Source organism: Pokkaliibacter sp. MBI-7 (genome assembly GCF_029846635.1).
In the GTDB taxonomy this organism is placed as follows: Bacteria; Pseudomonadota; Gammaproteobacteria; order Pseudomonadales; family Balneatricaceae; genus Pokkaliibacter.
In genome coordinates this window covers 549891-563241 of the sequence record NZ_JARVTG010000001.1, presented here as the reverse complement: position 1 = coordinate 563241, position 13351 = coordinate 549891, and the positions used below count along the sequence as shown (strand labels likewise).

Below are 13351 nucleotides of genomic sequence, written 5' to 3'. Positions count from 1 at the left end.
TCTCCTTAACAGCCTGTTAAGGAAAGCCCTGCTGGGTGTGCCCTGAGCAGCGTCTTTTGAGTACCACTATGACAACTGACAACCATACTCCCACCGAGTCACGTTCTGCCGAAGCAGAGAGCGCCAAGACTGCAGGTCAGGCCAACAACCCTATGCATGGGGTGACGCTGGAAATGATCCTTAATGAACTGGTGGCGCAGAAAGGCTGGGATGAAATGGCAGAGCGGGTGGACATCCGCTGCTTCCGCAACGAGCCCAGTGTCAAATCCAGCCTGCGTTTCCTGCGCAAGACGCCCTGGGCTCGCACCAAGGTCGAAGCGCTCTATCTGGAAATGAAAGGCTGGAAATGAACGGCTGACAGTAAGAGGCTGCAGACTCAGCCTCTTACTGATTTATATCTTCCCCTTATCAGCTCCACAGCCTGCGGAGCATGATCACGAGCCAGCTCAGATGCCGAAGCGGCTGGTCAGTGTCTGTAGCTGATAGATGTCGTTCAGTAGCTGATCCTTGGTGGTGACCGCGGCTCGGGTCAACGATGCATTGTCATTGGCGCTGCTGGCCACTGACGCAATGCGCATATTGACCTCTTCCGATACCCGTCGCTGCTCTCCTGTAGCAGAAGAAATATGCCGGTTCAGGCCATTGAGCTGATCAATGGTGTCACTGATCTGGCCGAACACCTGAATACTGTTGGCGGCCTGTTCCGCCACTGAGTCGGCCAGCCGCTGTGAGGTGCGCATCACGTTGGCGGCGTCACTGGAGCCGCGCTGAATACGTTCTACCACCGTCTGGATTTCCAGTGTCGACTGATGGGTGCGGTTGGCCAGATTGCGCACCTCATCTGCCACCACCGCGAAGCCCCGCCCGGTTTCCCCTGCCCGTGCTGCTTCAATGGCGGCATTGAGTGCCAGCAGATTGGTCTGTTCGGCAATACTGCGAATCACCTCCAGCACCGAGCCAATGTTCTGCCCGTCTGATTCCAGATGGGCAATGACGGTAGAGGCTTTTTCCATTTCCGACACCACCTCATGCAGCGAGTCCATGGTTCCCTGCAGGTCGTTCTGGCCACTGCGCGACTGGCTTTGTGCGGTGGTGGAGCTGCTTTCCGTATCAGCGGCAAAGTGTGCCACTTCCCCCAGTGTGGAGGTCATCTGATTGACCGCTGTGACGATCTGCTCTGTTTCCCGGCATTGCCGGGTAGCGCCTTCATCAATCTGCTGCAGGCTGCTGCCGATGTGCTGCATCAGCGAAGTGGTGTGGTCGATGGTGTGAGTCACCTGTCGCACCAGATTGTGAATCACGTCGAGAAACTGATTGAAGTACCCGGCCAGCTCACCCATTTCGTCCTTGCTGTTGATCTGCAGGCGGGTACGCAGGTTGCCGTCACCACGGGTCAGTTCGGCCAGCAGATGGGTCAGGTGACGAATGGGCTGGATCACGTAGCGGCGTGCCAGCAGTAGAATCACCATGGCCAGCACCAGAGCGATAACAAGGGTGACGACTGCTGTGGATTTAAGGCTGCCGATGACCACATCCAGATCGCCCGCCGTCGCCTCCACCTTGCTGTCTGCATCGGCCTCCAGCTTGTCGATAAAGTCCAGCATGGTTTCCACCTGAGCACTGAGTGCACTGGCCGCCTGTGTCCGGTTGTCCGGCGTGCTGTTCAGCAGCAGCTCCTTGGCTTTGGCAAACTGCTGCAGATGCTGATCGAGCTGCGAAATCTGAGCCGGGCTGATCAGCGCCGCTTCCTTCATGCGGGTCAATGCCTGTGCGGTAAACTGGCCGGCTTCTTCAAGCTTGCTGTGAGCTTTGTTCAGGTCGATCTCGCCCGCAGCAAAATCCTTGAGCAGGATGATTTCTGCCTGAATGCCGATAGTGCCTTCCATGGCGCCGTCCGCCGTCGCCCAGGCCGGACCGGTGATGTATTCAAGGGCAGAGGACAGCTGGCGGATAGCGAAGAGGCCAGCGGCGGCATTGAGCAGAATGACCAGCATCAGGGTGATGATGCCGGCGTATACCTTGGTGCGGATAGTCATGGTGGGAATCTCCAGCACAACCTGCCAGGTTGTTGTTCTTTTTGTTTGCGGAGTTTGACCTTAAATGTGGTGTATGCGGGGCAATCTTTCCAGTTTCGGAGGGGATAACAGGGTGAATGGCTCGAAAGGGTCATCCACTGGCGCTGGAGTTGCGTATAACCCCGCGTGAGATGACCAGCAGAGGAGTCAGAACATGCAAGGTGTAACTCTCAGTCAAGTCCGCCAGTTAACCCCCAGCCCCCAGGCATTGCGTCTGCGTTCACTGGAAAACAGCCTGTATCTGGTGGAGGTGCAGGTAGGGGATGAATGGCATAGTGTGCGTGATGAGCAGAATCAGTGTCTGCGTTTTCGCAGTCAGATTGATGCCAAAAAGCCGTTCCGTGGCATGGGGATTTCCCGCGCCTATCTCTGTCACCACAGTGCGTATGATGAAATGATCGGCCAGCCCGGCGGTGATCTGGATAACGAGCTGATGGTACCCATTGCTGATCCCGATCACGATCACTAAGGTGTTGCTGCCATTGCCGGTTGTGGCCGGGCGTAGCCACAACCGGCAATGGCTTATATGCTGGAAGCCCAAACCGCCAGCTCTAAGGATGCAACCGTGCCCGACAGCCTGTCGCCCTGGCCGCCCTCTGTTCACCCACCACTACAGTCTCTGCTGCCCAACGAGCCTCGTGTGCCCGAGTACGACGTTCAGCATGCTCTGACGGAACGCTATCTGCTGCCGCATCTGTCACAGGTCGAGCAGTGGCTGCTGACATTACGTGCAGAAGTGGATGCCGAGCAGCAGCCCAGACAGCCCATCAAGCTGGGCAAAACCTATCCCCTTGGTCAGTGTCTGGAAATCTCCCAGTTGATGCAGCAGCGCCTCGCCCGGTTTGGCTCCGAGTCTCCGTCTGCGCAGCAAAGCGCAGGCTGGCAGGCAGTGCGGGCATTTTTGCAGGCTGGCGGCATGATTCGGCAGGTGTGGGGGGATCTGCGCCGCGAATACTTTCAGAATGCCTTTCAGGTCGGCAGCCTTTATGTCGATGTGGCCAATGACACGGTAGTACCGACCAAACCCAAAGTGGAAATTCTGCCGTTTTATCAGGCTAATTTTCGCCCGATTGAGGACTACCGGCACTTTACCCTGATTGCCGGGCGTTACTGGAAAGACCGGGTGTTTGCCAATCACCTGTTGCCGGAGCTGGCGCCATTCTTTCCTTTGCTGCACCTCAGCGTCGATGGCCGGCTGGTGTTGCGCGAGCCGACCCGCTACATGCTGGCACTCACTGAAGCCAGTGGTTTCCGGTTGAGTGAAGAGATACTGCTGCAACGGGAACTGCCGCTGCCGCTGTTTCAGCGTGCAGCTGTTGCTTTACTCGGCAGTGGCTACAGGCTGGCCAGCGACCCTCAGCAGGGCCGGCAGCAAGCCGCACTCAGCTGCCAGCGTGAGCGCCAGCGCGTGCCATTGTCGGTTGCGGAAACGGACGGCAAAATTCGAAGTCTGCTGGATATTAATCAACGACTTGGCTATCTGCGCATTGCCAATCCTGCGGGATTCGATGACACTGCGGAGGCTTCACCTTCAACAGCGGTGGTGCCGCTGCCAACCTTTGTCCAGGATTCAAGGAACGTTATGCCTAGCATCAATATCGATAACAAAGAATACGATCTCGATACACTGTCCGAAGAAGCAAAAGCGCAGATCGCCAGCATTCAGTTCGTTGATCAGGAGCTTGCCCGTCTGCAGGCCAAGGCTGCTGCGCTGCAGACCGCCCGCAATGCCTACATCAATGCACTGAAAGGACTGCTGCCAGACAGCACCAGTCTCGCTTCTTAACCGGGCGTCACTTTTCGCTCCCTGCAGAAGGTGAGCAAACGGGAGTCGTTTCTGACGGGCTGATCGCCTATCATTAACGGCTCTTTTTATTTCTATCCTCCGTATTCCCGTCTGATCAAAAGAGACCCGCGTGCGCCAGATTACTTCCACCCAGAATCCCCAGGTCAAAGCCTGGAAAAAACTCCAGACTCGCAAGTACCGCCAGCAGAGCAGGCAGTTTCTGGTGGAAGGACATCACCTGGTGGAAGAAGCGCTGAAACAGGCGGGACGGGTGGAAGAGCTGCTGCTGGTCGAGGGCCAGCCGGTGCCTGCCGGTAGCGCTGGCGTGGTGCTGACGCAGATCAGCCCGGAAGTGATGAAGGCCATCACGGATACTGAAACCCCGCAGGGGGTCGCCGCCATCTGCAGGATGCAGGAAGAGGCGACCGTACTGACATCAGGGCAGCGCTTCCTGCTACTGGATGCCGTGCAGGACCCCGGCAATCTTGGCACTATGATTCGTACGGCGGATGCGGCGGGTCTGGATGGTGTCATTCTTGGTGATGGCTGTGTCGACCCCTACAACCCCAAGGTGCTGCGTTCAGCACAGGGCAGTCATTTCCATCTGCCGCTCTGGCATCAGGCGTTACCCGAGGTGCTGGCTACGCTGAACCAGCGAGATGTACCGGTATTTGGGTCAGCGTTGCGCAAGGCCGTGCCGTTTCAGCAAATTCCGTCACAGCCCCGTTTTGGCCTGATCATGGGGAACGAAGGCAGTGGTGTCAGTGATGTACTGCTGGATCAGACCCGTAGCAATCTGTTTATTCCTCTCTACGGTCAGAGTGAGTCACTGAACGTCGCTATTGCTGCAGGTATTCTGCTGTACCACCTGCGCGGCTAAGCCTCCAGCCGGTGATGTCATAGCACGCCGCAGCCTCATGGTGAGACTGCAGCGCAAGAGTCAGCCTCAGTGCCGTTTCGTCAGCGCCAGCAGGGTATTGGCCACACCCTTGGTGCGTGAAGCGTTATCCGCGGTCAGCGAGCTGGTGTGCTCCAGTGATGACAGCATCGATGACAGTTCACCCACCGCTCCGGATTGACCTTCAATATCCTGCGCCACACGCCGTATCTCATTGGCCAGCTTGTCGATATCGGCGCCGATTTCACCGGCACTTTGCCGTGATTTTTCTGCCAGTCCGCGTACCTCGTCGGCTACTACAGCAAAACCCCGGCCCATTTCCCCTGCGCGTGCTGCCTCAATAGCGGCGTTCAGCGCCAGCAGGTTGGTCTGATCGGCAATCTGCTGAATGACCTGCACCACGCTCTGAATACGGTCGCTGGAAAGTGCCAGTGTACGGGCACTGTTGGCCACTTCCTCTGCCTGTTGCGTCATGTGGCTGATGGTTGTACCGGCTTCATCCACCGCGGCGGCCTGAGTATGCACGTGCTCGGTCAGTTCGTTGACCGAGTTGGTCAGGTCAGTGGCACAGTCTTCCAGCTGCGTGGCAATCTCGGCTTCCATCCGCCGCGCCTCGCTCAGCACGCCCCCTAAATCCGACAGGCCCTTGAACACCGGGCGAATATGCTCATCCAGCCCTTTGGCATCGATAAAGCTCTCGAAGTCGTTGCGTTTGAACTGCTCAATCTGCTTCACCACCACATGGCTCAGACCGCTCAGCTTCTTGATCTGGCGACGCAGGAAGAAGGCTTTGAACTCGCCGTATTTGGAAACGAAGTGGTTGACGTAGTCATCCTGAAAGGTTTTGTCACCCTTGTTTTCACGGAACCAGAAAATCGCGGTCAGGGTCTGGTTGAGGTTCAGCCCGAGAATTTCGCCAAAGGTGGAAAAGCCAATCAGAGGAATATCACCAAACACCTTGCCCATACCTGACAGGTCTTTGTCGTTATAGAGCCGGCGCAGGATGCAGTCGTTAAGCAGTCCGCCCACTGGCTGGCCGGGCTTGTTCCGCATGAATTCGGCGAAGTCTTTCTGTGTTGCCTGAATGATATTGGTGCGCTTGACCATCACCAGCTCTTCGCCGGGAGCGACATCGCAGAACAGATGAACCTGCTTTTTGGCCAGATCAATACGGGCGATGGAGCGCACGAACAGTTCATTGCCAACCCGAATGGCAAAGGAGTAATCAGCCAGACGCTGCTCCAGCTGCTCAGGAGTGCATTTGAATTCCAGACACAGGGTATCGACCATGGTGGCGATATTGCCCTGGCGGTCGATGACCTGACTGATAAAACGCTGCTCCAGCGACGCGGTCAGGACGCTGAAACTGAAACTGGTGGGCTCGAAGTTCTGGCTTTTGAACACACCAAAACGAATGTCCGGTGCCATCTTGATAAAGGTGATGACGGCGTGGTTTTCCAGACATTGCTGGCCGTCATGAATCAGTGTCTGTTTGAAGTCCAGCTTGCCGCCCGCTGAGCCGCCGACGAACAGGCAGGGGAAACGACCGGATTCATAGAGGGCTTCCATGAAGAACGACTCGGATGAAGACAGGCCATCAAACAGCACAAAGGCCAGCGTATCGCGGTAGTCAATCTCCATACTGATCCGCAGGTTTTTGATTGATGCCATCAGCTTGTCCAGTCGCTGCGGCATGCTCAGGCTGGGCTGACCCTTGCGCAGGTCCGCACATTCCAGCGGTACCCGTACGATTTCCACCTTGCTGATCAGCGACGTCGGAAAGCACTGCAGGACGATGCCATCCCACTGATTACCCGCCTGGCAATAGAGGCTCTGACTGCTGTTGCACAGTTCCCCGGCGCTGGTGCACAGGGTAAAGGGGGTGTTGGGGAAACGGCTGCGTACACTGCTGGCGACCTGATCCAGACTGATATGGGGGGAGACAAAACCAACGATCAGGGCAGGGGAGACAGACAAACCTTTGAGCTTGTCGTTCAGATCGCGAGAGGTCGCATGAAGCGTGACCACCGAGGTGGAAGAAGAGCCGTTGAATCGCTGGAAAATACCCATGGTAAGCTCCTTCGGGGCATGTCCGCCCGGCGGAGGCGGCACAGTTTTATCGTTATTGGTGAACCCATCATGGCGATACTGCAGAGGGCATCGCCATGTAAGTGTAGTCGCTGAGTGCATGTCGAGCAGGAAAGTCAGCTTAAGTGGCACCAGCATAGAGCGCTTGTCTCCACTTGCATCGACTCCTGTCAAGTTTTCGTCAGGCTGGCGTCATCGCGTCGTGGATTGGCTTTATTGGAGCGAGGCTGTGAGAAGAGTGGGGGGATGTAGCCGTTACACGCGCTTAAGCGCTGTCGGCTTAAGTGCAAATGCACTCTTAAAAAGTGCAATGCAGTCTGAAGAAGTGAAATGCAGTCTGAATAAGTGCAATGCACTCTGAAAAAGCGCAATACAGTCTGATGAATGCAACGCCGGATGGTCGGGCAAGCCTAGCGTTGCAGCAGATCCAGCGATTGCAGCAGCGGTAGGATATGTTGTTCCAGTAGTGGCATGGCCTTGTCGATATTCTGTTTGCGGCAGTAACCGAAAGCCTTTTCCAAATCCAGCTTCTGGCTGGTGGACAGCTGTTCGTGCCAGTCACCGGGGGCAATATCGAGGCTAAGGGGCTCGCGCCAGGCATGATTGCGGCGAATCAGGGCCTGCCAGTGATAGAGCGCCCGGCCCAGAATGACAAAAGGAAAATTGCGGTGGCTGGAGGGGCCGTAGGTCAGCAGCTGACCACCTAAGGGTAACTTGCCTTTGATCTTGAAGCGCGCCAGTTCAGCGGAAAACAACCAGGCGCTGACGCCACCGACCACGCCGCCGCCCAGCGCACCCAGCATAAAGGAGGCACCGCCGACACCGAGATCGGCCAGTGCGCCGGTGGCCGCACCGGCCCCGGTAGCGATGGCCAGCAGTTCGGTTTTACTCAGGCCCCAGAGATACCAGTTATCGGTATTGAACAAGTCTTCCTGCTGCCACTCCAGACCGCTCTCATGGCGTTGCAGGTGATGGTGCTGATAGAGCTTTTCAATCTGCGTGCGGCATTCCTGTTCGCGCTGTCGCTGGAATGTCTGCCACTGCTGTTCAAGACCCTGCTTCAGCGGTTCGCTATCGACGCCTTCAGGCAGTTTGATGCTTTGCTGATGGCTGAGCATATCGGCCAGCATACGGCTGATCAGCTGACAGGTGGTTTCCCGCCGCTGGCTATGCTGTTGCTGCAGGTAGTCAATGGCATCGTTGAGGGGGGCTTCCCAGCTTTCCTCCAGCTGACCGAAACAGCGCAGCAGGCTCAGATGCTTATCAAACTCTGCCGTGCGGGCGTTGAACACACGCACGGTGCGGAAAAACTGGCTCAGTGCCGTCTGCCATTCCTGCACGTGGGCATCGCTGGCAATCGGGTTGATCAGCGCCATGGAGGGCTGACCGGTCCAGCGCAGGATTTCCATTTCCGCTTCGTATTCCGGGCCGTAAGGCACCGAGCCATCTACCACATAGATGATGCCAGCACCCTGCACAATGGGGCGCAGCAGTTCACATTCATCATGAAACTGGCTGAGGCTCTGATGCTGGGTGATAAAGCCCTGCACTGTGGCGCGACGATCGGCGGCAGAGCGGCTGTGGGCCTGCAGCCATGCCAGTGCCTTGCGGGCGCGCTGAAAGCCGGGGGTATCGACCAGATGGTAGAGCACCTGGCCATCGACAGACATCGGGTAGTGGTGGCTGTTACGGGTGGTGCCCGGCTGCATGGCGATATGAATGGAATCGTTCTGCGCCAGCGTCGCAACGATGCTGGATTTACCCTTGTTGGGGTGGCCGACGACGGCAAAAGTAGGTGTCATTCAGTCATCCCCAACCGGTTTAAGTTCAGTCCGCATCCGCCGCTTTGACCAGATGCAGGTGGGCATCGTCCATGCGGGTGATGAAGTGCTGCCACTGTGGCAGGTATTTGCTTTCCGCTGGCTCCAGTTTTTGCCCCGGATTGATCGGCAGCAGATAGAAGCTGTTGTGGCGATTGAGGTTACGCAGATCCAGCAGGAAATCCTGCAGCTCTGCCAGCGGCGGCTCCCAGGCTTTGACCAGTATCACCACGGGCAGATCGTCCGGCAGATGGCTGAAGGCTTCGATCACCGCCTCATCCTGATCAAGACCATGACCGCCACCGGCACAGTAACTGTCGTCGGCATCCAGCGTCGGCACGATCTGGCGCAGGTCCGGGTGGCCATAGGCGGTATCGGCCCAGTGCACAACCTTGGCGGCTTTCAGTTTGGGCATGGTGATGGCGGCGTGGGATGCCGTAGCAACCGCTTCGGTATCGCCTTCCTGCTGCTCTGATGCCGTACCGACCCAGGCGCGATGCAGGCGGCGGAACAGTGGCTGGAAGCCCGGGTGCTGCTCCAGCTGACCAGCCAGCCGACGGCGCCAGCGCCGCTCAATCCAGATCGCCAGAACGATACGAGGCAGCAGGGCATAGCTCAGCCAGCACAGAGCAATGAACGGCCACCACTGGCCGAGTAGCGCCGGGTTATCGAGGCCGCTCTGCGCGCTGCCCGCCAGCCGGAAATAACGGCTCTGCTCAATCAGCTCAAGACTGGGTACGGCAGAAGGGAAGAACGCCTGCCAGGGCAGCGCCAGCGTACTGACCAGCCCATGCAGGGTGGTCGCACTGATCTGCAGGGTGGTGCTCCAGCCAAAGGCCAGATCCTGCACGGTCACGTTCAGCAGCAGGCAGAGCAGGGCGCTGGCACTGAAGGCACAGGCAAAAAACTGGGAAAAGCGCAGCACCAGCCAGGGGTAGAGCGGCCTTAAGCCATGCTGATGATGGAACAGCGACAGGCTGCTTTTGTCGCCCGGCAGCAGCAGGCTGAGCAGTCCCGCCAGACGGCCACTGCTGAACCAGGGCGCACTGGGCACGCCGCGAACCGCCACCGCGCACGACAGCAGCGTAAACAGCAGCTGCACCAGCACCAGCATAAGAATCAGCAGCACGTTGATGCGCTGGCTGCCGTCATACGCCAGCAGACCGGCAAAGGTACTGATGCCGGTGATCACCCCCAGCAGGGCAATAGCGGCCGTAACCCAGCCAAAGCGCTGGGTGATCTGCTGACCGGGCAGCTCCTGACTGTTCGGGTGCAGCCGCGCCAGCCAGGCCCGGGCCTGCTCGCGTGGCGGCAATGAAGCCGATAGCGACAGGCCAATACGGCGGTCACGCTGGTGCAACAGGTCGGGGCTGAGCTGCTGATCGCGCTGATTCTGCCAGTCAAAATCCACCAGCAGGGCGAAGGAGTCGGTGTGAGGTGATGAGGACATGAAACCGGTTACAGGCCTTTGAAAACACGGCCTTAAGGTACTTGATCCCTCTGCGAAGGGGAAGCTGGTTGAGTCATGGCCGGCTGGTATCAGGGCCGACTGTCAGTACGGTGTCAGGGTGTTTTTGCTAATAATAGCGATTATCAACATTGTTACGCTGGCATGCTCATGGCTAGAATGGCCGCCTTGCGCTGTTGATTTTTTCACTCTCCGTCTGTGGGTGCCTGTTTCGCATGATTGTGTTCCGCCTCTTCTCGTTGTGTTCTCTTCCCGCCCTGAGCCAGCCCCGGCGGCGGCTGATGCTATTCACACTGATGCTGTCCACGCTGCTGAGCAGCGCGCCGGTGCTGGCGGTTACCGTAGAAAGCGCTAAGGGGGCCTTTACCCTCGACTATGTGCCCCAGCGCGTGGTGGCGCTGGAGAACTCTTTTGTCGATGCACTGGCAGCGGTGCGGGTCTCGCCCGTGGGCGTGGCCGATGATAACCAGCCTGAGCGCCTGCTGCCGGAGGTACGGGAAGCGACCGGCCCGTGGCAATCGGTCGGCACCCGCTCCCAGCCCAGTCTGGAAGTGATTGCCTCCCTCAAACCGGATCTGATCATTGCCGATGCCAGCCGCCATGCCGGTGTTTATGCTGAGCTGCAAAAGATTGCACCGACCCTGATGCTGCAGTCACGGCGCGAAACCTATGCCGACAACCTGAAGTCCGCCGCCATCATCGGTGAAGTGGTGGGTAAAAAGGCAGAAATGCAGGCCCGCTTGCAGCAGCATCAGGCGCTGATGGCATCTTATGCCGCGCAGTTGCCCCAGGGCAGGGTGGTGCAGTTTGCGGTCGCGCGGGAAAATACCCTGTATCTGCATACCCCCGATTCCTATGCAGGCGGCGTGATTCAGTCGCTGGGGCTGAAGGTGCCTGCTGTTGGTGCGACCGACAAACAGGAGTCACGACAGGTCAGTCTGGAGCAGATGCTGGCCATCAACCCCGAGTATCTGGTGGTGGGTACTTATGTCGGCAACAGCATCGTGCAGCAGTGGCAGACGGAACCCCTGTGGCAGGCGCTGACGGCAGTGCAGAACCAGCATGTCTATACCGTGGATGGTAACGCCTGGGTGCGCAGCCTGGGTATTCTGGCGGCAGAACATATGGGCGCCGATCTGGTGCGCATCTTCAGCCAGCCCTGAGCGCTGCGAGCCCTATGTCATCTCCATCCATCGATGCCGTGACGGCACCTCGTCGTTCCGCCCTGCCGTCTTTTGGCTGGCGCCTGCTTGGCCTGCTGGTATTGCTGCTGATACTGGCGTGGGGCGGGCTGTTCGCCTGCTCAGCCATTCCACTCAGTGGCACTCAGGCGATTCAGGCATTGTTCAGCAGCCATGCTACTCAGGTCAGTGATGTGGTCGTGCGTCAGTTGCGCCTGCCGCGCGTGCTGGTGGCCGGGCTGGTGGGTGCCTGTCTGGCGGCAGCCGGTGTGCTGATGCAGGGGCTGACCCGCAATCCGCTGGCGTCCCCGGGCGTGTTTGGCGTCAATGCCGGTGCCGCGCTGGGCGTGGCACTGGTCTCCACCTTTGCCGGGTGGATGGGCGTCATGGGGCAGTCAACAGCCGCTGTCCTGGGTGGTGGTATTGCCTGGACGCTGGTGATGCTGCTCGGTGCGGCCTGGCGCCCCGGAGCAGACAAAGGCCGGCTGGTGCTGGCGGGCGTGGCTGTTGCGGCGCTGTGTGGCGCACTGACTCGCGCCTCCATCATCCTTGCTGAAGATCAGGCGGCGGGCGTCATGACCTGGCTGGCGGGCAGTGTCGCCAATGCCCGCTGGGTGACCTGGGCGCAGCTGTGGCCGGTGGCTTGCGCATCCCTGCTGGCAGCCATGGCACTGGCACCCAGTCTCAATATTCTTGCTGTTGGCGATGAGCAGGCACGCAATCTCGGTATGCGCTTGGGCTGGGTCCGACTGGCGGTGGGCATCGTGGTGCTGGTGCTGGTCAGCGCCAGCGTGGTGGCGGCAGGCTCCCTTGCCTTTGTCGGGCTACTGGTGCCGCACATGGCACGGGCGCTGGTGGGGATTGACCATCGCAAGCTGCTGCCGGCCAGTGTTGTGCTGGGTGCGGCACTGGTCATTGCAGCCGACGTACTTGGCCGGGCCGTCGCCTTTCCGGCAGAAACCCCGGCAGGCGCGGTGCTGGCACTGATCGGCGCCCCCTGGTTTATCTATATGGTGAGGTCGCGGACATGAGTGAGCAGACCCTCGGCGCTGAACGGCGGGGTTTCCTCATGCCTTCACCGTTGCCACTTCGTGTATGGACGCTGATGGCGTTACTGCTGGCTGCTTTGTTCGCTAACTTGTGTCTCGGCGCGGTCGATCTGTCACTGACGCAGGTCTGGCAGGGGCTGTCGGCAGGCGGTGAGCAGTATTTCACCGTGCATGAATACCGCCTGCCGCGTATTGCGCTGGCCATCGGTGTCGGCGCGATGCTGGCCACTGCCGGTGTACTGGTGCAGGGCGTCATCCGCAATCCGCTGGCCTCGCCGGATATTCTCGGTGTCAGCCATGGCGCCGGGCTGGCGGCGGTCAGCCTGATGACCTTATGGCCGCATGTTTCGGTACAGCTGTTGCCCTGGGCGGCACTGGCGGGCGGGCTGCTGGCTGCGGCCCTGCTCTGGCTGGTGTGTGGCAGTAAAGCTGTACCGGTCAAACTGGCCCTGACGGGCGTGGCACTGGCTGCGCTATACAGCAGTACCACCGACTTTTTGCTGCTGACAAGGCCGCTGGACATCAACAACGCCCTGCTGTGGCTGACCGGCAGCCTGTGGGGCCGCGGCTGGCAGCAGCTTTATACCCTGTTGCCGTGGCTGCTGCTGTTACCGGCGGCGATGTGGCTGAGCCATCGCCTGAACCTGATGGCACTGGGTGATGACAGCGCCACCTGCTTAGGTATCCGGGTGCCCCGGGTGCGGCTGCTGGCACTGGCACTGGCGGTAGGGTTAACTTCGGCGGCGGTGTCCCTGTGTGGCCCGATCAGCTTTCTCGGTCTGGTGTCGCCGCATCTGGCGCGGCAACTGGTCGGAGGTCGTCATCAACGGCTGCTGCCTGTCGCCATGCTGGTGGGCGCGGTGCTGTTGCTGCTGGCGGATCTGGCGGCACGCATCATTCACCCCCCCGTCGAACTACCGGCGGGCATCATGGCGGCGCTGATTGGTGCGCCTTACTTCCTCTGGCTGCTGCTGAAACTGAGATAA

Annotated in this window: 11 protein-coding genes; 7 read left to right on the top strand and 4 right to left on the bottom strand. The window is 59.1% G+C overall.

From position 1 onward, the window contains the following. Positions 1 to 152: 152 nt before the first annotated feature. The gene (locus QCD60_RS02675; RefSeq protein WP_279787867.1) at positions 153 to 350 is read left to right on the top strand and encodes a VF530 family protein; all 198 of its coding nucleotides are present in this window, start codon (positions 153 to 155) and stop codon (positions 348 to 350) included. Positions 351 to 446: 96 nt separating this feature from the next. On the opposite strand, the gene QCD60_RS02670 is transcribed toward QCD60_RS02675, so the two are convergent. Beyond that, positions 447 to 2036, bottom strand: coding sequence for a methyl-accepting chemotaxis protein (locus QCD60_RS02670; protein ID WP_279782177.1), 1590 nt, complete (start codon positions 2034 to 2036; stop codon positions 447 to 449). 193 nt (positions 2037 to 2229) lie between these two features. On the opposite strand from QCD60_RS02670, the gene QCD60_RS02665 reads away from it, so the two are divergent. The 3 genes from QCD60_RS02665 to QCD60_RS02655 all read left to right on the top strand — a co-directional run bounded on the left by QCD60_RS02665 (position 2230) and on the right by QCD60_RS02655 (position 4741). Further along, positions 2230 to 2544, top strand: coding sequence for a DUF6482 family protein (locus tag QCD60_RS02665; protein WP_279782175.1), 315 nt, complete (start codon positions 2230 to 2232; stop codon positions 2542 to 2544). A gap of 57 nt (positions 2545 to 2601) precedes the next feature. Further along, positions 2602 to 3861 (top strand): DUF6447 family protein, encoded by a 1260-nt coding sequence (locus QCD60_RS02660; RefSeq protein ID WP_279782173.1) that lies wholly within the window; start codon positions 2602 to 2604, stop codon positions 3859 to 3861. 130 nt (positions 3862 to 3991) lie between these two features. Then, positions 3992 to 4741, top strand: coding sequence for an RNA methyltransferase (locus QCD60_RS02655; RefSeq protein ID WP_279782171.1), 750 nt, complete (start codon positions 3992 to 3994; stop codon positions 4739 to 4741). Positions 4742 to 4807: 66 nt separating this feature from the next. Here QCD60_RS02655 and QCD60_RS02650 read toward each other — a convergent pair whose 3' ends face one another. The 3 genes from QCD60_RS02650 to QCD60_RS02640 form a co-directional block, all read right to left on the bottom strand. Continuing rightward, entirely contained in the window at positions 4808 to 6829 is a 2022-nt protein-coding gene (locus QCD60_RS02650) for a methyl-accepting chemotaxis protein (protein WP_279782169.1), read from the bottom strand. A 428-nt stretch (positions 6830 to 7257) separates the two neighbouring features. Beyond that, positions 7258 to 8649, bottom strand: a complete 1392-nt coding sequence (locus QCD60_RS02645; protein ID WP_279782167.1) for a GTPase/DUF3482 domain-containing protein — start codon at positions 8647 to 8649, stop codon at positions 7258 to 7260. Positions 8650 to 8674: 25 nt separating this feature from the next. Beyond that, positions 8675 to 10117 (bottom strand): DUF2868 domain-containing protein, encoded by a 1443-nt coding sequence (locus QCD60_RS02640; protein ID WP_279782165.1) that lies wholly within the window; start codon positions 10115 to 10117, stop codon positions 8675 to 8677. A gap of 299 nt (positions 10118 to 10416) precedes the next feature. Here QCD60_RS02640 and QCD60_RS02635 point away from each other — a divergent pair, with 299 nt between their 5' ends. From QCD60_RS02635 to fecD, 3 genes are read left to right on the top strand one after another with little or no spacing between them, the layout of a single operon-like run. Beyond that, a complete protein-coding gene (locus QCD60_RS02635; protein WP_279782163.1) occupies positions 10417 to 11298 on the top strand; it encodes a Fe(3+) dicitrate ABC transporter substrate-binding protein in 882 nt (293 codons plus the stop codon). Between the two features lie 14 nt (positions 11299 to 11312). Next, positions 11313 to 12347: an iron chelate uptake ABC transporter family permease subunit gene (locus QCD60_RS02630; protein ID WP_279782161.1), complete on the top strand. Its 1035-nt coding sequence runs from the start codon at positions 11313 to 11315 to the stop codon at positions 12345 to 12347. Next, positions 12344 to 13351, top strand: a complete 1008-nt coding sequence (gene fecD, locus QCD60_RS02625) for a Fe(3+) dicitrate ABC transporter permease subunit FecD (RefSeq protein ID WP_279782159.1) — start codon at positions 12344 to 12346, stop codon at positions 13349 to 13351. The genes QCD60_RS02630 and fecD overlap by 4 nt, the downstream gene beginning before the upstream one ends.